Source organism: Rhizobium sp. BR 362 (genome assembly GCF_036528765.1).
Lineage (GTDB): Bacteria > Pseudomonadota > Alphaproteobacteria > Rhizobiales > Rhizobiaceae > Rhizobium.
This window is the reverse complement of sequence record NZ_JARWGH010000052.1, coordinates 1-22,183: the sequence shown is the minus strand read 5'-3', so window position 1 is coordinate 22,183 and position 22,183 is coordinate 1. Positions and strand designations below refer to the sequence as shown.

The 22,183-nt window shown below is 59.5% G+C and carries 20 protein-coding genes; 15 read left to right on the top strand and 5 right to left on the bottom strand.

Translation table 11 applies throughout. The annotated features are described in order from the left end of the window. Positions 1–415: 415 nt before the first annotated feature. The 9 genes from msuE to QDY28_RS29085 all read left to right on the top strand — a co-directional run bounded on the left by msuE (position 416) and on the right by QDY28_RS29085 (position 9,621). Positions 416–991 carry an FMN reductase gene (gene msuE, locus QDY28_RS29125; RefSeq protein ID WP_065091786.1) on the top strand — a complete coding sequence of 192 codons (576 nt, stop codon included), beginning with the start codon at positions 416–418 and terminating at the stop codon, positions 989–991. 31 nt (positions 992–1,022) lie between these two features. After that, positions 1,023–2,132 carry a dimethylsulfone monooxygenase SfnG gene (sfnG, locus tag QDY28_RS29120; protein ID WP_004119927.1) on the top strand — a complete coding sequence of 370 codons (1,110 nt, stop codon included), beginning with the start codon at positions 1,023–1,025 and terminating at the stop codon, positions 2,130–2,132. 122 nt (positions 2,133–2,254) lie between these two features. Beyond that, positions 2,255–3,166: an ABC transporter ATP-binding protein gene (locus QDY28_RS29115; RefSeq protein ID WP_065091785.1), complete on the top strand. Its 912-nt coding sequence runs from the start codon at positions 2,255–2,257 to the stop codon at positions 3,164–3,166. Next, the gene (locus QDY28_RS29110) at positions 3,166–4,062 is read left to right on the top strand and encodes a branched-chain amino acid ABC transporter permease (RefSeq protein ID WP_004119933.1); all 897 of its coding nucleotides are present in this window, start codon (positions 3,166–3,168) and stop codon (positions 4,060–4,062) included. Before QDY28_RS29115 ends, QDY28_RS29110 begins: the two co-directional genes overlap by 1 nt. Before the next feature lies 1 nt (position 4,063). Continuing rightward, positions 4,064–5,107 (top strand): branched-chain amino acid ABC transporter permease, encoded by a 1,044-nt coding sequence (locus QDY28_RS29105; RefSeq protein WP_004119936.1) that lies wholly within the window; start codon positions 4,064–4,066, stop codon positions 5,105–5,107. 96 nt (positions 5,108–5,203) lie between these two features. Beyond that, positions 5,204–6,538: an ABC transporter substrate-binding protein gene (locus tag QDY28_RS29100; RefSeq protein WP_004119939.1), complete on the top strand. Its 1,335-nt coding sequence runs from the start codon at positions 5,204–5,206 to the stop codon at positions 6,536–6,538. Between the two features lie 89 nt (positions 6,539–6,627). Next, positions 6,628–7,422, top strand: a complete 795-nt coding sequence (locus QDY28_RS29095) for an ABC transporter ATP-binding protein (protein ID WP_004119942.1) — start codon at positions 6,628–6,630, stop codon at positions 7,420–7,422. A gap of 32 nt (positions 7,423–7,454) precedes the next feature. Continuing rightward, positions 7,455–8,702 (top strand): SfnB family sulfur acquisition oxidoreductase, encoded by a 1,248-nt coding sequence (locus QDY28_RS29090; RefSeq protein WP_004119945.1) that lies wholly within the window; start codon positions 7,455–7,457, stop codon positions 8,700–8,702. 688 nt (positions 8,703–9,390) lie between these two features. Next, positions 9,391–9,621 carry a response regulator transcription factor gene (locus QDY28_RS29085; protein WP_082960276.1) on the top strand — a complete coding sequence of 77 codons (231 nt, stop codon included), beginning with the start codon at positions 9,391–9,393 and terminating at the stop codon, positions 9,619–9,621. Between the two features lie 508 nt (positions 9,622–10,129). On the opposite strand, the gene QDY28_RS29080 is transcribed toward QDY28_RS29085, so the two are convergent. The 3 genes from QDY28_RS29080 to QDY28_RS29070 all read right to left on the bottom strand — a co-directional run bounded on the left by QDY28_RS29080 (position 10,130) and on the right by QDY28_RS29070 (position 13,338). Beyond that, complete coding sequence (locus QDY28_RS29080; RefSeq protein WP_004119950.1) at positions 10,130–10,945, bottom strand: carbohydrate ABC transporter permease; 816 nt, start codon at positions 10,943–10,945, stop codon at positions 10,130–10,132. Continuing rightward, the gene (locus QDY28_RS29075; protein ID WP_015341969.1) at positions 10,942–11,883 is read right to left on the bottom strand and encodes a carbohydrate ABC transporter permease; all 942 of its coding nucleotides are present in this window, start codon (positions 11,881–11,883) and stop codon (positions 10,942–10,944) included. The genes QDY28_RS29080 and QDY28_RS29075 overlap by 4 nt, the downstream gene beginning before the upstream one ends. 114 nt (positions 11,884–11,997) lie before the next feature. Next, the gene (locus QDY28_RS29070; RefSeq protein ID WP_065091789.1) at positions 11,998–13,338 is read right to left on the bottom strand and encodes an ABC transporter substrate-binding protein; all 1,341 of its coding nucleotides are present in this window, start codon (positions 13,336–13,338) and stop codon (positions 11,998–12,000) included. A 384-nt stretch (positions 13,339–13,722) separates the two neighbouring features. Here QDY28_RS29070 and QDY28_RS29065 point away from each other — a divergent pair, with 384 nt between their 5' ends. The 6 genes from QDY28_RS29065 to ssuD all read left to right on the top strand — a co-directional run bounded on the left by QDY28_RS29065 (position 13,723) and on the right by ssuD (position 20,325). Then, positions 13,723–15,132, top strand: coding sequence for an LLM class flavin-dependent oxidoreductase (locus QDY28_RS29065; protein ID WP_004119959.1), 1,410 nt, complete (start codon positions 13,723–13,725; stop codon positions 15,130–15,132). 27 nt (positions 15,133–15,159) lie between these two features. Next, positions 15,160–16,428, top strand: coding sequence for an SfnB family sulfur acquisition oxidoreductase (locus tag QDY28_RS29060; protein ID WP_004119961.1), 1,269 nt, complete (start codon positions 15,160–15,162; stop codon positions 16,426–16,428). A gap of 7 nt (positions 16,429–16,435) precedes the next feature. Next, a complete protein-coding gene (locus tag QDY28_RS29055) occupies positions 16,436–17,698 on the top strand; it encodes an SfnB family sulfur acquisition oxidoreductase (protein ID WP_004119965.1) in 1,263 nt (420 codons plus the stop codon). Positions 17,699–17,762: 64 nt separating this feature from the next. Further along, positions 17,763–17,906, top strand: coding sequence for an FAD/NAD(P)-binding protein (locus QDY28_RS29050; protein ID WP_157385366.1), 144 nt, complete (start codon positions 17,763–17,765; stop codon positions 17,904–17,906). Positions 17,907–18,492: 586 nt separating this feature from the next. Continuing rightward, on the top strand, positions 18,493–18,942 hold the full coding sequence (locus QDY28_RS29045; RefSeq protein ID WP_135488289.1) for a hypothetical protein: 450 nt from the start codon (positions 18,493–18,495) through the stop codon (positions 18,940–18,942). Positions 18,943–19,155: 213 nt separating this feature from the next. Continuing rightward, a complete protein-coding gene (gene ssuD / locus QDY28_RS29040; RefSeq protein WP_004119972.1) occupies positions 19,156–20,325 on the top strand; it encodes an FMNH2-dependent alkanesulfonate monooxygenase in 1,170 nt (389 codons plus the stop codon). Positions 20,326–20,938: 613 nt separating this feature from the next. On the opposite strand, the gene QDY28_RS29035 is transcribed toward ssuD, so the two are convergent. Then, a complete protein-coding gene (locus QDY28_RS29035) occupies positions 20,939–21,886 on the bottom strand; it encodes a hypothetical protein (protein ID WP_331384693.1) in 948 nt (315 codons plus the stop codon). Between the two features lie 27 nt (positions 21,887–21,913). Next, on the bottom strand, positions 21,914–22,183 hold a 270-nt coding region (locus tag QDY28_RS29030), incomplete at its 5' end, for a transposase (RefSeq protein WP_331384692.1).

The following is a 22,183-nucleotide window of genomic DNA, read 5'->3' as shown; positions in this document are numbered from 1 at the left end:
CGAAGAATTCGTTTTTCTTTCCCAACCTGATTTCGCGATTCAAAGGTGCAGACGGACAGGCTGGTTGCGATTTCGCTCGCTGGGGCGACCAGCCACAATCCCCATCGGCCTCCCCAACGCGTGCACTGGGTTGGACGCCGGGCGATCAACGGCCAATATAAAGTTTGTAAGGCGCTTAAGAAAATGACTGCCCTCAGAGCTCGTATGTCGATCAGTCCCCGCACTTCGGCGTCAGTTCTTCAGCACCCATCGTGCCATGCACGACAGATTGCGTTTGAGAAAATTCTTCCGATAAGCCATCGCTCAAAACAGTAATTCAATCCATTTTGCTCGGAAGATTAGAACATCTTCGCCTTTCTAAAAGCTACTAAATATATAGGGTAAATTATCTAATCAATCGGGACTCGTGGTCATCATGAACATCCTCGCGCTGAGTGGCAATGTCAAAAGACCGTCCCGCACGGCGTCCTTGGTGAAGGTCGCCGCCGATCGCCTGCGGCAGCGCGTTGGTGGCCACGTGCAGTGCATCGAGCTTGTCGATGCAGCACCGGTGCTCTTTCGGGCGCTCAGAGCTGATCAGCTCGATACCGAGGGCAGGGCGGTCATTGCCGCGGTGGAAGGAGCCGATATCATCATCGCCGGATCACCCGTTTATCGGGCGTCCTACAGCGGCGCGCTGAAGCATCTGTTTGACCTTGTCGATCATCGAGCGCTGAGGGGCAAGCGCGTCGTCCTCGCCGCAACCGGCGGCACGCCGTTGCATGGCCTGATGCTTGAGCACCAATTGCGGCCGCTCTTCGGCTTCTTCAATGCGCTGACCGTCCCGACCTCGATCTATGCGCTTGAGGCCGACTTTACCGATCACGAGCTCAGGAATCCTGCCGTCCTCGAGCGCGTGGATCGAGCCGTCGAAGAGGTTTCTGAAATCACGCCGGCGCTCGACATCGGAGCGATCGCGGCCTCGGCAAAACACAGCGGATTGGCAGCTTAGCCATAGAACGAAATTCCAGAGGGAGCCTTACATGACTTTTTCCAATGCCTCAAACGATCCGGTCAAATTTGCCTATTGGGTGCCGAATGTCTCGGGAGGACTGGTGATTTCGAATATCGAACAGCGCACAAGCTGGACGATCGAATACAACAGAAAGCTTGCGCAGATCGCCGAAGCGAGCGGTTTCGACTATGCCCTAAGCCAGATCCGTTTCACGGCAGGCTATGGAGCGGAATTTCAGCATGAGTCCGTTTCGTTCAGTCAGGCCCTTCTTGAATCGACGACGACATTGAAGGTGATCGCAGCGATCCTGCCTGGTCCTTGGAATCCGGCCGTTGCCGCCAAGCAGATTGCCACCATCAATCACCTGACCAACGGGCGCGTCGCAGTCAATATTGTCAGCGGCTGGTTCCGCGGTGAATTTGCCGCCATTGGCGAGCACTGGCTTGATCATGACGAGCGCTATCGCCGCTCGGAGGAGTTCATCCGTGCGCTTCGCGGTATCTGGACCGAGGATAATTTCACCTTCCGCGGCGATTTCTATCGCTTCAACAATTATTCGCTGAAGCCGAAGCCGATCGATCCGCAGCCGGAAATCTTCCAGGGCGGCTCCTCACGCGCAGCTCGCGACATGGCGGCGCGTGTGTCGGACTGGTACTTCACCAACGGCAATACGCCGGCCGAGATCCGCAAGCAGGTTGACGACATCCAATCGAAGGCCAAGGAGAATGGCCATTCAGTGCGGATCGGGGTGAACGCCTTCGCAATCGTGCGCGAAACCGAGGAAGAAGCTAAGGCAGTGCTTGCCGAGATCATCGAGAAGGCCAATCCCGAGGCGGTCAATGCTTTCGGGCATGAAGTTAAGAACGCCGGCAAGGCGTCGCCGGAAGGCGAAGGAAACTGGGCGAAATCTTCTTTCGAAGACCTCGTTCAATATAATGATGGCTTCCGCTCGAACCTCATCGGCACGCCACGGCAGGTTGCCGAGCGGGTTGTGGCGCTGAAGCAGGCGGGTGCGGATCTGATTCTGCTGGGCTTCCTGCATTTCCAGGAGGAGGTCGAGTATTTCGGCAAGCATGTGATTCCGCTGGTTCGTGAGCTCGAAGAGGCCGCCAGCACGCAGCCAGTGGCGGCCGAATAGGCCTCGCTGCAGCAAAATACCTCGTAAAGTGAAACATGATGGGTGCGTGGGCCGATTGGTCCACGCCGACGGGATTGGCGTGCCATGTTCAAGCCGCGCCCGAGCCGAATGGAGGACACTGAATGCCTGCCGCGACCTATTCCCTTGACGTGCTGGATCCCGGTACGCTGCGGGACTCCGGCGACCAGATTGCCCGCGCGTTGCCACCGGGCAAGACCGGCGGCATCCCGCAGCATGACGAAGAGACCCATGCTCTCTCTTTGCATGGCATCAGCCTGTCATTCGGTGGCGTCGCTGCCTTGGTCAATGTAGACCTTTCTGTTGAGCCGGGGGAGATCCGGGCGATTATCGGTCCAAATGGCGCAGGCAAGAGTTCGCTGATCAACGTCATCAGCGGTGTCTATCGCTCGAACCATGGCCATGTTCGTATCGGCTCCAACACCTATCGTCATGTGCCGACGGAGCGATTGGCATCGCTTGGCGTTGCGCGCACGTTCCAGAACCTCGCCTTGTTCAAGGGCTTGAGTGTCACTGATAACGTCATCGCCGGTCGAGCCTATACCGTGCGCTCGACCTTTGCCGAACAGATCCTCGGGCTTGGCCGCGCGCGCCGCGAAGAGGCGGATGCACGCGAGCGGGCGGCCCGTATTCTCGAGTTCCTGCATCTGGGCCAGGTCAGTCATCGTCTCGTAGGCACGCTGCCCTACGGACTGCAAAAACGCGTCGAGCTCGCCCGCGCGCTGGTGGCGGAACCGAAGATCCTGCTTTTGGACGAGCCCATGGCGGGAATGACGGCGAGCGAAAAGAACGACATGGCCGACTTCATCCGGTCTGCCCGAGATCTGTATGACACGACGGTGATCCTCATCGAACACGACATCGGCGTGGTCATGCAGCTTTCCGACCGGATCGCGGTCCTCGATTACGGCCGCAAGATCGCCGACGGCAGCCCGGACGAAATTCGTGCCGACGAGCGCGTCATCGACGCCTATCTCGGCGTCGTTGCGGAAAACGAGGATGGGGAGGGCATCTGATGGCAGATTTCGACTGGCCGTTTCTGATCGAAGTGCTGGTTGGCGGCCTGCTGTCGGGCGTTATGTATTCGCTCGTCGCAATCGGTTTCGTGCTGATCTACAAGACGTCGGGCGTGCTTAATTTCGCTCAAGGGGCAATGTTGCTGTTTGCCGCGCTGACCTTTGTCAGCCTTCTTGAGCGTGGCGTTCCCTTTGCCTTGGCGCTCGTCATTACATTCGCTGTCATGGTGCTGATCGGCATTGCCATCGAGCGTACCGTGCTGCGACCATTGACCAACAAGCCGCCGATTACGCTTTTCATGGCGACGCTCGGGCTCTCCTATATCATCGAGGGGGCGGCTCAACTCATCTGGGGCACGCAGGTCCACGGTCTGGAGCTCGGGATCGAGGATGTTCCATTCGACATTGGCGGCGTGTTCATCAGCCAGTTCGATCTTTTTGCGGCGGCAGTCGCTGCTGCGATGGTGGCGGCGCTGTCCGCCTTCTTCCGCTACACCCGAATTGGGCTGGCATGCCGGGCTGTAGCGGACGATCAGTTCGCTGCGCTTGCAGTCGGACTGAAACTGCCCTGGATTTGGGCAACGGTCTGGGCGGCTGCCGGTGTCGTGGCGCTGGTGGCTGGCCTGCTATGGGGCGCGCGGCTCGGCGTGCAGTTCTCCCTGTCGCTGGTGGTGCTGAAAGCGCTGCCCGTTCTCGTGCTTGGCGGCTTTGATTCCATTCTGGGTGCGATCGTCGGCGGCCTGCTAATCGGCGCGACAGAGAAGCTCGCGGAAGTCTATATCGGCGAATATTTCGGCGGCGGCATCGAAGGTTGGATTGCCTATGTCGCAGCACTCGCCTTCCTGCTCATCCGCCCCTCCGGCCTGTTTGGGCAAAAGCTCGTGGAAAGGGTCTGATATGGCCGTCGTTACCACCGATCATCATCCCACACGGCTTTTCAGCCGCTGGATGACGCCGATTGCCATCCTTGCCGGCGCCTATCTCGTGGTTCCCTTTGTCGGTTCGACCTATTTGTTCGAGGCGATCCTTTTGCCGTTCCTGGCGCTCAGCCTTGCCGGCGTCGGGCTGAATCTGCTTACCGGCTATGCAGGCCAGGTCTCGCTCGGAAGCGCCGCCTTCATGGCCGTCGGTGCCTTTGCTGCTTACAATTTCAATCTGCGCGTCGATGGCCTGCCGTTGATCGTCAGCATCCTGCTGGCCGGCCTTATGGCGGCGGTGATCGGCATCGTCTTCGGCCTGCCGAGCCTCAGATTGAAGGGCTTTTATCTTGCGGTGTCGACGCTCGCCGCGCAGTTCTTCGTGCAGTGGGCTCTCACCAAGTTTAGCTGGTTTTCAAACGACTCTGCCTCCGGGGTCATTGATGCGCCGCCTCTGACGCTTGCGGGCGTCGAGTTTACGGGCCCGGCAGGTCGCTATCTCTTTTCACTTACGATCGTGGTGGTGCTGACCTTCCTGGCGCATCGGCTGACGACCTCTCAAACCGGGCGCAACTTCATCGCCGTTCGGGACAATGAGATCGCGGCGCGCATCATCGGCGTGCCCGTACTGAGAACCAAGTTGCTGGCCTTTGCGATCTCCTCTTTCATCATCGCGGTTGCGGGAGCGCTTTGGGCCTTTGCTTACCTGAGGACCGTCGAGCCGGCCGGCTTCAATCTCGACCGATCGTTCCAGATCCTTTTCATCATCATCATCGGCGGGCTTGCCTCGACGCGGGGCGCCTTTCTCGGCGCCGCCCTGATCGTCGTCTTCCCGCTCGTGCTATCTCGATTGGGCTCGTTCCTGCTCGGTGATGTTTTCGATTCCGGCGTGCTCGACATGAGCCAGCGCATCGTGCTCGGCGCCTTGATCATTCTGTTTCTGATCCTGGAACCGGACGGGCTTTCCTCGCTTTGGGGCAAGATCCGAAGGCGGTTGGGCTCTGCCATCGACAGGCCGGCCTGACCAAGCCGGGGCACAAGCTCCGCAAACATCAAACCCATCGCTCATTCAACCCAGTTCCGGCCATCACACCGGACAATACCCGGAGTGTATCCAAACATGACCATGCTTGCGAAATTGAAGGCCGCTGTCATTGCGGCTGGACTAGCCGTCTCGGCCGCGATACCGGCCGCCCATGCCGATGAACAATATTTCCCGCTGCAGAGCTATCGCGTCGGGCCCTATGCGGCCGGCGGCACAGGTTTCTTCGGTGGTTTTATCGATTATCTGAACCTCATCAACACGCGGAATGGCGGCGTCAACGGCGTCAAGCTCACCTGGTCGGAAGCGGAAACGCAATACGAGGTTGAACGCGGCGTCGAGGCCTACGAGCGTCTCAAGAGCAATCCGAATATTGCCGCCTGGAACCCGCTTTCCGTCGGTATCGCCTATGCCATGATCGACCGCATCACGCAGGACAAGGTGCCGTTGATCACCATCAACCATGGTCGCACGGATTCCACTGATGGCCGCGTTTTCCCCTATGTCTTTCCGCTGCTGCTCAATCCCTATAGCGAGACCTCGGGCATCGTGAACTACATCGCCTCGAAGCTCGGCGGTCTCGACAAGCTGAAGGGCAAGAAGATCGTCGTGCTGTATCACGGCTCGCCCTACGGCAAGGAAACGATCCCGATCTATGAACTCTTGTCGCAGAAATATGGCTTCGAACTGCAGCAGATCGAGGTGCCGCATCCCGGCAATGAGCAACAGGCGCAATGGCTGACGATCCGCCGCGCCAAGCCGGATTACGTCGTCCTGCGCGGCTGGGGTGTCATGAACCCGGTCGCCCTGAAAACCGCGGCCAAGACCGGCTTTCCTGCCGACCATATCATCGGCAATGTCTGGTCGAACTCGGAAGAGGACGTGATCCCGGCCGGCGACGCCGCGAAGGGATATACCGCCATCACGACCCAAGCCTCCGGCACGGAATATCCGATCGTCCAGGAGATCGTGAAGACGCTCTATGACAACGGCAAGGGCAATCTGGAAGACAAGAAGCGCATCGGCTCCGTCTATCATAATCTCGGTATCGTCAACGGTATCCTGAACGTCGAGGCGATCCGTATTGCCCAGGAAAAGTTCGGACATCGGACTCTGACGGGCGACGAGGTCCGCTGGGGCTTCGAGCACCTGCAGCTTGATCCGGCTCGCGTCGAGGCGCTCGGCGCCAAGGGCCTGTTCCATTCCATAAACGTCACCTGGGACAATCACGAGGGCAACGGCTACGTGACCTTCCAGCAGTGGGACGGCAAGAAGTGGAACGTCGTCTCCGATTGGATTGCGCCGGACTGGGCACTGCTCCGGCCGATCATCGAGAAATCCTCGGAAGCCTACGCCAAGGAAAAGGGCATCAAGTTGCGCACGTCCGAAGACGCACAGGCCGTGACGAACTGAGCCCGGTGGCTGGGCATCGGCAGCGCGGTCCTGCTGCTGTCTGCCGGTGCCCGGCTCGCATACGAAACCACACTGAGATTGGGTGGACCATGGCTGGAAAAGACGTTCTGCTGAGCGTGGACGGGATCAAAGCGACCTACAATGGAGCAATCACGGCGCTTCACGGTGTCAGCTTCACACTGCGCCGCGGCGAGATTCTGGCGCTGCTGGGTGCCAATGGCGCCGGCAAGACGACGACGCTCAAGGCGATTTCGAACCTGCTTCCAGCCGAGCGCGGCGAGATTACCGCCGGCGGCGTCCTGTACGAGGGCCGCGACGTCACCACTGCAACGCCGGCCGAATTGGTGCGCGCCGGCCTCGTGCAGGTCCTTGAGGGCCGGCATTGCTTCCGCAATTTGACCATCGAGGAAAATCTCGTTTCCGGCGGCCTTGGACGGAGCGGCTCGCGCTCCGAGATCGCCGCCGATCTGGAGAGAATATACACGATTTTTCCCCGACTAAAGGAGAAGCGCCGCGCGCTGGCCGGTCTTACCTCGGGCGGTGAACAGCAAATGGCGGCGATCGGCCGTGCGCTGATGTCGCGTCCAAAGCTTTTGGTGCTCGACGAACCGTCCATGGGGCTGGCGCCGATCGTCGTGCAGGACATTTTCCGGACGTTGCGGCGGCTGAATGTTGAAGGCGGTCTTTCCATTCTCGTTGCCGAACAGAATTCGGCGATCGCCCTGCGTTATGCCGACCGCGCGACAGTCCTCGAAAACGGCGCTGCAGTGCTTTCGGGAGATGCGGCCGAGTTGCGCGGACGCGACGACGTCAAGGCATTTTATCTCGGTCAGAAATCCACACCGGCATCCATACCCGCCACAACAAGCCTCCCACAGGCCTGATCGGCCGCCATCGTCAACCAGGAGAATCCATCATGACGCTCTCACAGGTCAATACCGAAAATGCCGTCAAGGCTGTGCCGGCGGTTCCTCGTCCGGCTGAGCCCGCCCATGTCATCAAGGACGATGCCGAGGCAATCGCTGTTGCCCGCCGGCTTGCGGCCGAATTCGTGAAGGACTCCGCCAAGCGCGATCGCGAACGCATTTGGCCCGTCGCCGAGTTGGATGCCTTTTCGCAAAGCGGCCTATGGTCGATCAATGTGCCAAAGGCCTTCGGCGGCCCGGAGGTTTCGTACGCCACGCTTGCAAAGGTCATCGAAATCATATCGGCGGCGGATTCATCGATCGGTCAGATCGCCCAGAACCATCTGGGGGTCGTCGCTGCCATCCGGACTGTATCGGATGTCGCCCAGCAGAAACTCCTGTTTGCCGAGGTGCTGAAAGGCACCCGTTTCGGCAACGCTTTTTCGGAATTCGGTTCCAAACGGGCGGTCGATTTCGAAACGCGCTTCAGCGATGCCGGCGACCACGTTGTCGTCAACGGGCGCAAGTTCTATTCCTCCGGCGCTCTGCTCGCGCATCTTGTGCCGATCGTCGCGCTCGATGACGAAGGGCGGGCCTGGTATGCGATTGCCGAGCGGGATGCGCGGGGGCTCACCGTCATCGATGACTGGTCCTCGTTCGGGCAGCGCACGACGCTGTCCGGCACCGTGCTGCTCGACAACGTCAAGGTGCCGAAGACCCATCTCGTGCCTGGATACAAGGGCTATGAAGTGCCGAGCGCAGATGGTGCGATCTTCCAGATCATCCAGGTTGCCGTCGACACCGGTATCGCACAGGCCGCCATTGACGAGACGGTCGCCTTCGTGCGCACCAAGAGCCGGGCATGGGTGGATAGCGGCCAGGATCATGCCTGGGAGGATCCCTATACAATCCAGGCCGTCGGCGACCTGACGCTGCGCCTGCATGCCGCGCAAGCGCTTTTGGAAAAAGCCGGCTATGCAATCGACCGCGCCGTACTGAACCCCAATGCGGAGACGGTCGCCGAAGCGCAGATCGTCACGGCCGAGGCCAAGATCCTATCGACCGAAATCGCGATTGCTGCGACCAACAAGCTGTTCGAACTCGCAGGCACTCGCTCAACACTCGCCGAGCACAACCTCGATCGCCATTGGCGCAATGCGCGCACCCATACGCTCCATGACCCCGTGCGCTGGAAATACGCCATTCTTGGAAGATATTTCCTGAATGGCGAAAATCCCCCGCTGCATGCGTGGAGTTGACGATCCGCAAAAGTCTCTTGCGCCGTCACGGCGTGAGAGACCTCAAGGTTCGTGGCAAAGTGAACCAAATGCGGCCTCTGCCAAACATATGTCGGAGGCGTTGACGAATAAGCCAATATGATCTGCATTATCAAAAGCCGGAGCAGCCGATGGCGCGCATGGATTCGTCTTCGCGCCGCATTTACCTCCTGGCGGCTTTGACGAATTCGTCGGAAAGGTCGTGCCGCTTTTGCAGGAGCGGGGCGTGTATCCGCACCGAAGGCGGAGAAGAGACGCTCCATGCCAACCTCGGCTTGCCTAAACAGTTGCCGGCGGCTGCCCCGTCAGGCTTGGCGGCGGTGATATGAATGATGACGGCCGCCGGCTGTTGCGAGATCGCCAGCGCTTTCGCTGCGACATCCGGCCCTTCGACACGAAAGGCTCTCCTTTTTAAGGGGGTACTTTGGTCAGGCGGCCGGTTCAACCGACAGTCGCTGTCGTGAGTCGGTTCAGAGATTGCTCATCTCGCCATCGAAACCGATTTTTATTGACACTTACCGGCCCCGCCACTGAGGTTCTAGCGCATTTGGCGCCACAGTTGACGATTTGGCACGGTTCTTGAGTCTCGCTTTGGGATCGATCACGGTGACAAGCGCATTGTCCCTTCCGAACCTCTCGCCGGCTCAAGACTCCACCTAGGAACCGCACGATGCAAAACTCGGCCATGAACACGGAATATCCAGCCATCTCAAACCGCGAAAAAGCATGCCTCGCATGGACTGCGAAAGGTAAATCATCGTGGGCGATCGGGAAGACATTGAGCATATCGGAGCACACGGCAAATTTTCATCTTAGGAATGCCATGCGAAAGCTAAACTGCAGCAGCAGAATGGCTGCTGCATTGAAAGCTGTTGAGCTCGGAATCATTGGATGGCATTAGGAATCTGTAATTCGCATCGGGAAGTGCAGGACTAACCGGAATTCGAGTAGAGGGTCGATGAACGAGAAATATCTTCCCATCGCACCAGCAGGTCAGAAGCTCAGAACGCAGGCGGAGCTCGCCTTAAACCCCCTCCGGCGGGGGGCGGGTATATTAACTTCTGCCTTATCGAATCGAGAAATGGGCAGGTCTCCCCGACTTATGAAACTATCTTGCGGCTATCAAGTTGGGCTTGAGGTCAATATTGCTGAACTCGTTCGAAGCTAAATAAGAGATCTTGCGCGGGGGGCGGATCACTGTCACGGGAAGCGGTTCAGGTATGCGAAAAGAACACGCCGGTACGCATGCGAGATGCTCGCCTCGGATCTGGCGACGAAGCAGTTCACTCCCTTTGTCATAAGACTGAGGCGGGTATGGATGCGCCCGAGCTTCTCTAGCGAGGGTGACGGCTCGGAGGAACAATCCCGCCCACTCCTCGGAATTCTCGTGCTTGCACCGTGTCCAGTCGTCATTTGAGGCCGCCATGGGCAAGACCTGCAACGAGATAACGCTGCAGGAAGAGTGCCACCAGATAGACTGGTGCGATGCCCGCGAGAGAAGCAGCCGCCATCTGTCCGAAATTGACCAGCCGATCCCCCTGGAAGAGCGAGATGCCGACGGGAAGCGTGCGCGTCTCGTCGGAAAAGGTGAAGGCGGAGGCAAAGAGGAACTCGTTATAGGCGAGGACCGAGACAATGATCAGCGTCGCCACGATGCCTGGCACAATGATCGGCACGACGATATGGACAAGGATCCGGAAGGGGCCGGCTCCGTCGACTGCTGCCGCCTGTTCAATCTCCAGCGGCATGCGCCGGAGAAAAGGCGTGAGAAGCCAGAAGGCGACGGGAATATTGGCAAAGCCGTAGAGCATCACAAGTCCGGCATGCGTGTTGAGGAGCCCGGTTGCCTTGAGAAGATAGAACAGGGGAATCAGAGCCACGATCGGTGGCGCCATGTAGCTCGACAGAGTGAGATCACCGAGCCACTTGCCACCGATGCCGAGTCGCAGCACGGCGTAGGCGGCGGGGAGGGTGAGCAGCAACGTCAGGGCGCCGGCGAGCAGCGATACGGCAACGGAGTTGGCTATGAATCCTGAAAGACAGGCAGCCTCGAAGGCGGCCGGCCAATTGTCGAGCGTCGGGCTTGTCGGCAGGAAGTGCCCGCTCAGCACGTCGTCTTTGGTCTTGAAAGAAACCGAGATGAGATACGCGATCGGCAGAGTGAAGAAGATGAAGATCGGCGCGGTCGCGGCAACGAGCAGAATGTCGGAGCGGTTGATCTTCATGCGTCTTTCCTCTCGAGATGCTGGTGAATGCGGATGACGGGCCAGAGCACTGCGCCAATTACCAGACTATAGATCAGGGTCTCGGCGGCGGCGCGGGCGACATCGAACTGTTCCAATGCGCGGCGATAGATGGAGAAGCCGGTCGTCGTAGTGGCAAAGCCCGGACCGCCGAACGTCAGGACATAGACGAGGTCGAAGACCTTGAAGGAGAGAATGAGCTTCAGGAGATAGATTGAGGAGAGCGGCGCCGCCACGAGCGGAAGCGTGATGTGCCAGAAGCGTTGCAGAGGTGATGCTCCATCAATGATCGATGCCTCGTGGACGCCTTCGGGAATGGTCGAAAGGGCGGCGAAGCTAAGGATGACGACGAAGGGCGTCCATTGCCAGACATCGGCAACCGCGATCGCGAACCAGGCAAAGACAGGATCGCCCAGGAAGCTTACGGGCGCGTCGACAATGCCAAGGTTCAGGAGCACCCCGTTCAGGAGCCCTCCGGCCGGCGCGAGGATCAACTTCCATGCGACTCCCACCATCACCGGCGGCGTCATGAGCGGCAGCAGGATCAGGCTTACCAGGAACCGTCCGGCCTTCAGGAGCTGGCTGAAGAGCAAGGCGATCAAAAAGCCGATAGCCAGCTGGGTACTCGCCGTGATGAAAGCATAGGCGATGCTCTTGGTCAGAGAGGTCACAAACAGCGGATCCTGGAGGACGTCCCGCACATGTCGCAATCCGACAAAGCTGCGGAAGGGTTTCCCGAGCGTGCTTTTGCTGAGCGCAAGGGCCACCAGGAAGAGTGTGGGATAGACCAGGGTCGAGGCGAGCCCGAGCAAGATCGGAGAGATCCACAGCCAACCGATGACCCGGTGTGCCGAAATACCGTGATCTGCCGTCGTTGAGGCGGCGCGTCTTCGAGCGGGGGGGAAATCGATCGCAGTCATGTCATCGTGCCTGTGGTCTTCGTCGTTCTTCTCTGGAAAGGCGTGCCCCCTCGGCCGCGAGCCACGCCTTTGGGACTGGTGTACGACGTCCGCAGGTGGGCCGGGGCTCAATGATCAGCCATTGGCTTCGATGATGTTCGTCCAGGACTTATGGGCATCGGCGATCGCCTGTTCGGCACTTTTGGTCCCGGCAAGGGCGAGGGAGAGTTCATCGGTCAGCGCGTTTTCCAGCTTCGGGGCATAAACGGCCGTGGGCCAGGCGAGGCTGTTTTCAAGTGCACCGTCTGCCAGCAGCGGCTGGACGAGCGGCTGGAAGGCCTTGAACTTTTCGGAGTTAAGGCCGGAGTGACGGTCGGGATCGATACCGGAGCCGGTCAGCGTGAGCAGTTGTTCGTGGTAGCCCTTGCTGGTCGCGAGCTTGATCAGTTCCCAGGCGGCGTCCTTGTTCTTCGACCCGCTGGTGATTGCGAAGCCGAAACCGGCGTTGAAGGCAAGACGCGGTGTCTTGTTGGCGCCACCGACTGGAATGCGGGTGACGCCCCACTTGTCGACGATCTTCGAGCCCTTGGGATCCTGGACGTAGCCGCCGAGGTCAGTCCAAAAGTCGATCTGGGCGGCCTTACCGCTGAGGAAGGCGGGTAGACCTTCCTCGAAGCGCGTCTCGAGCGGCGTCGGCAATGCATGCGGTGCGGATGCGAGGAGCGACTTCAGCGCCTCCACGGCTTCGGCGCTGTCGAGGGCCGAGGTGCCGTCTGCTTTCAGGAAGTTGCCGCCAAAGCCGGTGAGGCGGTTGGCATAGGTCGACAGGATGATCACCGGGATCTTCGCGCCCAGGACTGCAGCACCGTAGATACCGTTCTTGGATTCCGCGTCGGTGATGATCTTGGCGTTTTCATTGTATTCGTCCCAGGTCGTTGCTGGCTTGAGGCCATAACGATCGAAGAGTTCCTTGTTGTAGAACAGAAGGTGGCTGTCGCCGTCATAAGGCAGGCCATAGCGACGGCCTTCATGCAGCGTGTACTGGTCATAGATCGTCTGGATGAAGTCGTCGGGTTGGATTTCCGCCTTGTCTTTCTCGATCAAGTCAGTGACGTCCTCGATCACGCCGTCCTCGGCCAACTGGCCCTTGTAGGTATAGAAATAGTCGATGACGTCGAATTCACCGGCTCCAGATTGAAAGTCGAGGGTCGCCTTGACGCTGACCTGGTCGTAGGGAACGGCGGTTACGTTGACCCTCGCACCCGTAAGCTTCTCGAAATCCTCGGAGATCTTCTTGCCTGTGACGACATGCGGCTGAATGATCAGGAGATTGAGGGTGTGTCCGGCGAACCGATTGCCTGCGGCCAGGGCGGAGGACAAGACGCCCGATGAGAGAAGAGGAAGCGCTCCTGATGCCAGCATGGTCTTCAAGACCGTGCGGCGGCGATATGCTTGGTCGATGATGGGGTCGGACATGAATTGATCCTCGGTTGCGATGGTGCGGGCCGCAGGAATGACCACGGAGCGGTATTCCGTGTGGCACCCGCGTCGGCCTTTGGGGGATCATTCGCCAGATAACTCCTGCCGTTAACCAACAGGAATTTAAAGTACACAAAAAACATAGAATTTCTTTTCGGGCGCGACGCTTCGAGCGGCTAGAGCCGAAGTGGCGACGCACGAGCGGATGCTGTCAAATAAGGCCGATCAGCGCGATAACCGAGACGAGAGCCATTCACTGCCCATCAAACTCCGAGAAAAAAATTGCACGAAATAGTCTATAAAAAACATATAATAACTGTTAAATATGTGCAGTGTCTGGATGCTTCGGGGCCAAGCCTGAAATTCGGATGGGATCGAGGAATGACCAAGCAGATACATTTCAACGCCTTCGACATGAACTGCGTGGGTCACCAGTCGCCCGGGCTTTGGGCGCATCCCCGGGACAGATCCTGGAAATACAAGGATCTGGACTACTGGCAAGGTCTTGCGAGGACGCTCGAAAAGGGGGTCTTCGATGGCATCTTCATCGCTGACGTGATCGGCTACTACGACGTCTACAAGGGCAACAACTACCACGCCATCCAACAGGCGGCGCAGATTCCGGTTAATGATCCGATCCAACTCGCGGTCCCGATTGCGCTAGCCACCGAACATCTCGGCATCGGCATCACCGCCTCGATCTCGTTTGAGCACCCCTATCCCTTCGCACGGCGTCTGGCCACCGCCGACCACCTGACAAAGGGGCGCGTCGGCTGGAATATCGTGACCTCCTATCTGGAGAGCGGTGCCAAGAACATTGGACAAGGCGGATTGCGTGCGCATGATAACCGCTACGAAGTGGCGAGCGAATATCTCGAGGTCATCTACAAGCTCCTTGAGGGTTCCTGGGAAGAAGGTGCCGTACTGCGCGACCGCGAGAAACGCATCTTTACCGATCCGTCGAAGGTGCACGAGATCGGCCATAAGGGCCGCTTCTTCGAAGTGCCGGGCTACGCCCTGACCGAGCCGTCGCCGCAGCGTACCCCGGTGCTCTATCAGGCCGGTGCTTCCGGGCCGGGCAAGCAATTCGCGGCGGAGCATGCAGAATGCGTCTTCGTTGCGGCACAGACCAGGACCATTCTGAAGAACTATGTGCGTGATGTCCGGCTGCGGGCGGCGACCGTCGGGCGCGATGCGTCGAAGTTCCGCATCTACAATCTGATGACCGTCATCGTGGACGAAACCGACGAGAAGGCGCGCGCCAAATTCCGCGACTATCTCGATTACGTTTCCTATGATGGCTCGCTGGTTTTCATGTCCGGCTGGACAGGCGTCGACTTTTCGCGCTACGCACCGGACGACCTCGTGCGCAAGGTCGAGACCAACGCCATCCACTCGGCGATCGAGAGCCTTTCGGAAGGCGATCCGAATAAGCGCTGGACGATCAGGGAGCTCGCCGAATGGGGCGGTATCGGCGGTATGGGACCGGTGGTCGTGGGATCGCCCTCCACCATAGCCGACGAGCTGCAGGCCTGGGTTGAGGAGACCGACGTTGACGGCTTCAACCTCGCCTATGCCGTAACTCCCGAGACCTTTGAGGATATCGTCGGCTATCTGGTGCCGGAACTACAGAAGCGCGGGGTCTATCCGACCGGCTATCGCCCCGGAACGCTGCGGGAGAAGCTGTTCGGCGAGGGACCCCATTTGCCCAAGGCCCATCCGGCCGACCGTTACCGCGACATCGAATCCTTCAAACGCAACCAGGCAATTACGCTGGCCAATGCCAGCTGAGGTCCTTAACCGACGAGGTTTTTCCTTATGGGAAGCATCACCGAGACCAAGATTGATCACAGCGTCCATCCGCGCGTCAATTCAACAGACCCATTGTCGCCCCGTCCGCGCCCGGTCAAGCCGGCGCATGTGATCAGGAGCGAAGAGGAGGCTATCCAGATAGCCGAGAAGCTGGCCGCGAGCTTCAAGGTCGGGGCGGCGCTGCGTGACCGGGAGGGACTGCTTCCGATCGCCGAGCTCGACGCGTATTCGCAAAGCGGTCTCTGGAGCATCAACGTGCCGAAAGCTTATGGCGGTCCGGAAGTCTCCTATGCCACGCTCGCAAAGGTGATCGCCATCATCGCTGCGGCCGATCCGGCCATCGCGCAGATCACTCAGAACCATCTGGCGATCGTCGCGACCGTCGATCTCGACGGCACGGAAGGGCAGAAGAAACTGTTCTTCGGCTGGGCGCTCGAAGGGATCCGTTACGGCAACGCCTTCTCCGAACTGAAGAGCAAGACCGTCGCCGATTTCGAGACCAAGGTCGTTCATGATGGCGACGACGTGGTCGTCAACGGAGAGAAATTCTACACGACTGGCGCGCTCCTTGCCCATATCGTGCCGATCGTCGGCGTCGACGAGACTGGCCAGGGCTATCTCGTCTTTGCCGACCGCGACGCCCCCGGTCTCACCGTCACCAACAACTGGTCGAGCTTCGGTCAGCGCACCACCGCGTCGGGTTCGGTTAAGATCGAAAACGTGCGCGTGCCTAAGGCTCGGGCGCTGAAGGTCACCTCTTTCGACCATCCGACAGTCGGCGGCCCTGTCTCGCAGATCATCCAGTCGGCGATCGATGTCGGCATCGCCCGGGGCACGATCGACGATACGATCGAGTTCGTCAGCAAGTATAGCCGGCCTTGGATCGACAGCGGCAAGGCGACCGCCGGCGAAGACCTCTTCACCATTGCCCAGATCGGCGACCTGAAGATCAAGCTGCATGCGGCCGAAGCGCTGCTAGAGATCGCCGGGCACGCCATCGATGTGGCGCGCGCCAATCCGACGCTGGAGACGGTCTCGGAAGCAACGATCAAGACAGGCGAGTCCAAGGTTCTGACGACGGAGATTGCGATCCTGTCAACGAACAAGCTGTTCGAACTTGCAGGAACCCGCTCGACCCTCGCCGAGCACGGACTTGACCGCCACTGGCGCAATGCCCGCGTCCATACGCTGCATGATCCAGTGCGCTGGAAGTTCTACCATGTCGGCAATTATTATCTGAACCGCGTCCACCCGCCGCGCCACGCCTGGAACTGACCCCAAGATGAGCACAAATGATCGCAAGCTGCACCGGGATGCAGCGCTCACCGCCGGCCGTCCCGCGCCGCGCATAGCCGCGCGCGGGGGCCTGGCCCATGTCATCCGCGATGATGCGGAGGCCATCCAGATCGCGACGGACCTTGCGCTTGAATTCGCGGTCGGTGCCGCTCAGCGCGACCGCGAACGACGCCTTCCGCTTGCGGAGATCGACCGCTTCTCGCAAAGCGGTCTCTGGGCAATCACCATCCCGAAGGAATATGGCGGCGCCGGCGTCTCTGCGGTGACGCTGGCCGAGGTCACCGCCATCATCTCGGCTGCGGACTCTTCAATCGGGCAGATCCCGCAAAATCATTTCTACATGGTAGAGGCGCTGCGACTGACCGGCAGCGAGGAGCAGAAGCAGCACTATTTCCGGGGCGTGCTGCAGGGTGACCGTCTTGGCAACGCCTTCACAGAGATCGGCACGAAGACGCCGGTCGACTTTAAGACGCATTTCGCCGAGCGCGACGGAAAACTCTATCTGAACGGCCAGAAGTTTTACGCGACCGGCTCACTGTTCGCCCATATCGTCGTCGCTGTGGCGAAGGGACCGAATGGCCGCGTCCATTTGGTCTTCATGGACCGGGCTGCTCCGGGGCTCGGCTTCGTCGACGACTGGTCGTCCTTCGGGCAGCGTTCGACAGGGAGCGGGACCGTCACCTTCGACGACGTCGAGGTGGCGCCGTTTCAGATCGTTGACCATGATGGAAGCTTCGAACAGCCGACGCCGATGGGTCCTTTTGCGCAGATAATCCATGCTGCTGTGCAAGTCGGCATCGCGCGCGGGGCGCTCGCGGAGACGATTTCCTACGTTCGTGCCCATGCACGGCCATTTTTTGAACTGACGATCGAGCACGGTTATGAGGATCCGCACACCATACATGGCGTCGGCGACGTCGCGATCAGAGTGCATGCGGCCGACGCGCTGCTCAAAAGGGCGGGGCGGATCATCGACCGCGCCATCGCAGAACCGACGGCGGCGAGCGTAGCGCAGGCATCCGTTGCTGTCGCGGAGGTTAAGGCGCTCGGGACGGAAGTGGCACAGCTTGCCGCCACCAAGCTTATCGAGTTCGGTGGTGCGCGCTCGACGCTCGAAGGCTATGGGCTCGACCGCTTTTGGCGTAATGCCCGCACGCATTCCCTGCATGATCCGGTGCGCTGGAAATATCACCATATCGGAAACTTCTATCTGAATGGCATCCTGCCCCCGCGGCATGGCGCCCTCTGATTTTCAGATTACCTATCGAATTCTGTGGAGATCCGAATGAGATCGCCTTGGCGCTCTGATATCGGTGACGGGTCTGGCCTATGGTACAAACGACCCTGCGCACCGGATAAACGTCTCCGCAGGTAAGATGACACTCTTTCCGGAGCGACCCGACGATTTCCTGAACTGCTCGCAGAGTGTTCGACCGAGGTTGCCGACGAAAGACTGATCGGTCGAGATGGCCTGCCTTATCCCTGGCGTTCCGTTTTCGGTGACTATGTGGCTGCCCGACTGCGCCCCTTGATCGCAGAGGGTCGGATCGTGCACTGCCGAGCCACAATCCAGACAGTTGGCCGAGACGGTCAGGAATATCGCTTGCAGGCTGCCGACTGATCCGAGATTCGAGCCGATTTCCTGGTCCTTGCCGTCAGCCATCCGCCGCCGGCTTTGCCCACGTCCTCGTGCCGTTGCGCGGAGACGGCAAACTCGTCATGGATGTCACGGTCGCTGGTGCGCTGGCCCCATCGCGGCGACCGACCATGTGCTGATTATCGGGAACGGACGGACCGGGCAGACGTCGTGGCATCGCTGAAGCGTCGCGGACGTTATGGCCACATCATCCATCTCTCGGCGCGGTCTTCGTTCGCGCGGGCACAGCCGGCCGGACAGGAGGCGCTGGGCGATCTCGTGACGGAACCCGCAATGACGGCGAGCCGCCTCTTGCGGCACGTGCGCACAGCGGACAGGAAGGCTGAGGCCAAGGGACTGTCCTGGCACTGTGTGCTCGATGCTGTTCGCTTGCAGGGACAAGAAGTGTGGGCCGCTTTGCCGATGGCCGAACGCCGGCCGATCGCCCGCCATGTCAGGCCGTTCTGGGACGTCCACCGCTTCCGCATCCGCCGCAGGTGGAGGATGTCATCAATGATGAGCTCTCCAGCGGCAAACTTGAGATCCTCGCCGCTTCAGTAGCGGCGGTTGAGAGAACCGGCTCCAGCTTCAAGGTGAGCCTACGACAACGGCACAGGCGAGATAGTCGGGAAATCATGGTCGAGGCCATCGTCGTGACAACAGGGCCGGGGCATGGCGCTATTCTCGAGAGCCAGGACTTTTTACGCGACCTTAGCGTCGCCGGCCTCCTGCAGCCCTGCCCGACGTGGCTCGGTATCGCCTGCAATGGTAAAGCACATTCGATCTCTCGAGGGAGTGAAGCCGTGTCTAATGTGCTCATTGCCGGCCCCTTGGCCGAGGAACCTCTGGTGAACTGATGGGTCTGCCCCAGGTCACCGAACACGCCGTGTTCGGTGCGAACCGTATCAGACAGACACTTACTGATCACTTCGGTCACTAAGACCGCCGCAAGAGAACCGATCTTTTCGAAAGCCGCACGATAGTTGGAAGAAAATTGCTTATGAAAACTATAGAATTTAATAATATCGAGAAAATCTGTAACGGTTCTGCCGCTTTTGACAGGAATGGGAATGACGGTAATCGATAGGCCTCTCGACTTTCTTTGGTTCATCCCTTCGTCCGGTGACGGTGCGTATCTGGGGTCGGACGATCTCAGCCGCCCGGCGGATCCCGCCTATTTCCGCGAAATCGCGAAGGCTGCCGACCGGCTGGGATATTCCGGCGTGCTTATCCCAACGGGGGCGGCGTGCGAAGAATCCTTCATTCTGGCCGCCGATCTCGCCGCCCATACCGAGCGACTGAAATTTCTGGTGGCCATTCGGCCGGGTACGGCATCGCCGGCTTATTATGCGCGCCTTGCCGCGACGCTCGACCGCGTTTCCAATGGCCGCCTGCTGATTAACATCGTGGTCGGCGGCAGTGCCCAGGAGCTCGCCGGTGACGGCATTTTCCTGCCGCATGACGAACGCTACGATCATGCGGGCGAGTTCTTCCAGGTGTTCAACTCGCTGGTCGAGACCGGAAAGGCCAACCTCGACGGCAAGTATATCAAGGCCATCGATGCGAGACTTGGCCTGCCGCCTATACAGGAACCGCGCCCTCCGCTCTATTTCGGCGGATCGTCCGACGCTGCAATTGCGTTTTCCGGCGGTATCACCGACAAGTACCTGACCTGGGGCGAACCGCCGGCGCAAGTGGCAGAGAAGATTGCCAAGGTCCGCCAGGCCGCCGCGGCGAAGGGCAAGCACGTCAGCTTCGGCATCCGTCTTCACTTCATCGTTCGCGAGACCGATGAAGAGGCCTGGGCCGCGGCCGACCGGCTGATTTCCAAGCTTTCCGACGAAACGATTGCCGCAGCGCAGGAAGTGTTCGCGAAGAGCTCGGATTCGGTCGGCCAGGCGCGCATGGTCGCCCTGCATCAGGGACGCCGCGAAAAGCTCGAAGTCTCTCCCAATCTCTGGGCGGGGATTGGTCTCGTCCGCACGGGTGCGGGGACCGCACTGGTCGGATCTCCGAAGACCATCGCGGAACGTCTCCGGGAATATCAGGAGCTCGGGATCGATACCGTCATCGCCTCCGGCTATCCGCACCTGGAAGAAGCCTACCGGGTTTGCGAGTTGCTCTTCCCCGAAATAGGCCTGCCCGGCCCTCATGGGCAGATCCGCTCCGCATTCGGCGAACACCGGGTCTTTGGGGGAGGCGGACATGGCGGAAACGTGAAGATCGCATCCGCCTCCTGAAGAATTTACCGGCGAGCTCCTCCTGTCTGGAAGGAGCGCACAATGGCTGCCGCTGGGAGCCGAACCAGAAACCGACGCGGGCGGAGAAGTCGATCCACGGGCCCCGTTGGGATCTTTCATTAGACCTCGTTATTTAGGAGGAGACGGCCGTTTCAGAAGAGTGATTGACTCTAACGCCCCAAATCGCATGGGAAAGGTCTGCTTGCGCTAAATATTGCCTGCGGGCTACCCTCGACAACAGACTGTAGTCTCGTGTCCACCTCGCTCAAATGACCGACGTCTGAGCCGATCAATTCGAAGAGGTGATGGTTCAAGAAGCTGTAGAGATCAGCCGCTAGCCGGGCTGCCTCTTCTCCAAGGCAGGCCAGGTCGTAGATTCGATTGCCAGACCGGGCCTCGACCGTATGCCACAAAAGCGCCTTGCTGACGGAAATGGCGATAACATCCAGGCAAGGAAGACTGACGCCGTCGCTGACATCGAGCTGTACGGTCGCGGAAAACGATGAGTTAAAGCGGCACCTTCCATTTTCCCTATGGAAGGAGGGGTGCAAAGAAACCAGGCTGGTATGTTCGAACGCGCTCAAACATCAGAGCTCACGTGCTACCAGAAAATTCAATCCGGTAGCCACGCGCAATCAATCCAGTGCCGTTCATACCGTTTCGCGAATTCTGTCATCTCCCGGACATTCGCTTGAGGGGTTTGGCAGGCGCGGGCGCAGGTGGTGACCACATCCCGGTAAAAAGTAGGGGAGACCGGCCGAATGCCCTCGTAGTTCATGATCAGGTCGGGAAGGCGCTCCGCGATTGCCTCGCCACGGCGCGCCATGACAACGGTCGGCGGCGTTCCATATGCATTGATCAAGACGTATCGCCAGCTCGGATCTGCCTCTCCCTGCGCGGGAACGAGTTCACAAGGACAAGCATCACCACCGCCGGAAATCTCCTGATAGATCGCGTCGAGCGCCTGTGCTTTTCTGGCGATCAGGACGTAAGGTCCCGAAGGAGTGTAGCCGCCCATCCGCTCGTCATACGCGACGCCCAACAGGCGTGAAAGGTCGTAGCGGGCCGTTCTGTCCAGGGAGGAGCGTTCCGAGAGAAACCATTGGAGTTGTCGCAGGGTAACGCCGACCGTAGCCGCAATCTCTTTCGGCGGATTGGGCCAGCAGGCGACCAGATTTTTGGCGATTTCCGCCGTATTGTCGTGCTCTTCATAAGCTGGAAACTCGTCATCATCGTCCATGTCGCCTAATGGCTCCTCTCCCGAAAGCAGCCAGGTTCTGCCGCATAAGTTGTCATGGTGAAAATAACGCGGCCGATCGGGCGGCAGCGAGATCTCCCAGGATGACAGCCATGGACCGACTTCCCAATCGACGTCTTCGAGGGGAATGGATGGCGGGGTGCGCATTGGCAACTCCAGCCACCGCTCGATGTTCTCGAGTTTTCGGTTGCTGAGCCTGCGAGGACCCCGGCCGGCCCTCCAGTCGTGATCCTTATGTGCATCGCGGCAAAGGGCCTCGACGGACGCGGCCAGAGACGGATCAACCGGGTCGTGCTTCTTCACTAACCATCTAGTACCCCTCCGCAGAGATTATGACTCTTTGACTGGATAGGCCTTGTGGAGTTTTTCACGGGCTTTTTCGGTGGTGAACATCCATTGGATTTGTGCCCTTTGCGCGTTTCTCTGCTGCTGCCAAGCATTGATCTCTGCAATCATCCTGTGTTTGTCGTCGATCCTGCGGTCGAGGCATTGGCTTTTCAAAACGCCAATCTCGATCTCGACCATATTCAGCCAACTTGCGTGTTTCGGCGTGTGGTGGAATTCAAGCCGCTTGAGCACACGACGGGCTTCGGCGGCAGG

What these genes read in the sequence shown, in the direction of transcription:
- msuE (WP_065091786.1), top strand. Translation starts at nt 416, where the DNA reads ATGAACATCCTCGCGCTGAGTGGCAATGTCAAAAGACCGTCCCGCACG.
- sfnG (WP_004119927.1), top strand. Translation starts at nt 1,023, where the DNA reads ATGACTTTTTCCAATGCCTCAAACGATCCGGTCAAATTTGCCTATTGG.
- QDY28_RS29115 (WP_065091785.1), top strand. Translation starts at nt 2,255, where the DNA reads ATGCCTGCCGCGACCTATTCCCTTGACGTGCTGGATCCCGGTACGCTG.
- QDY28_RS29110 (WP_004119933.1), top strand. Translation starts at nt 3,166, where the DNA reads ATGGCAGATTTCGACTGGCCGTTTCTGATCGAAGTGCTGGTTGGCGGC.
- QDY28_RS29105 (WP_004119936.1), top strand. Translation starts at nt 4,064, where the DNA reads ATGGCCGTCGTTACCACCGATCATCATCCCACACGGCTTTTCAGCCGC.
- QDY28_RS29100 (WP_004119939.1), top strand. Translation starts at nt 5,204, where the DNA reads ATGACCATGCTTGCGAAATTGAAGGCCGCTGTCATTGCGGCTGGACTA.
- QDY28_RS29095 (WP_004119942.1), top strand. Translation starts at nt 6,628, where the DNA reads ATGGCTGGAAAAGACGTTCTGCTGAGCGTGGACGGGATCAAAGCGACC.
- QDY28_RS29090 (WP_004119945.1), top strand. Translation starts at nt 7,455, where the DNA reads ATGACGCTCTCACAGGTCAATACCGAAAATGCCGTCAAGGCTGTGCCG.
- QDY28_RS29085 (WP_082960276.1), top strand. Translation starts at nt 9,391, where the DNA reads ATGCAAAACTCGGCCATGAACACGGAATATCCAGCCATCTCAAACCGC.
- QDY28_RS29080 (WP_004119950.1), bottom strand. Translation starts at nt 10,945, where the DNA reads ATGAAGATCAACCGCTCCGACATTCTGCTCGTTGCCGCGACCGCGCCG.
- QDY28_RS29075 (WP_015341969.1), bottom strand. Translation starts at nt 11,883, where the DNA reads ATGACTGCGATCGATTTCCCCCCCGCTCGAAGACGCGCCGCCTCAACG.
- QDY28_RS29070 (WP_065091789.1), bottom strand. Translation starts at nt 13,338, where the DNA reads ATGTCCGACCCCATCATCGACCAAGCATATCGCCGCCGCACGGTCTTG.
- QDY28_RS29065 (WP_004119959.1), top strand. Translation starts at nt 13,723, where the DNA reads ATGACCAAGCAGATACATTTCAACGCCTTCGACATGAACTGCGTGGGT.
- QDY28_RS29060 (WP_004119961.1), top strand. Translation starts at nt 15,160, where the DNA reads ATGGGAAGCATCACCGAGACCAAGATTGATCACAGCGTCCATCCGCGC.
- QDY28_RS29055 (WP_004119965.1), top strand. Translation starts at nt 16,436, where the DNA reads ATGAGCACAAATGATCGCAAGCTGCACCGGGATGCAGCGCTCACCGCC.
- ssuD (WP_004119972.1), top strand. Translation starts at nt 19,156, where the DNA reads ATGACGGTAATCGATAGGCCTCTCGACTTTCTTTGGTTCATCCCTTCG.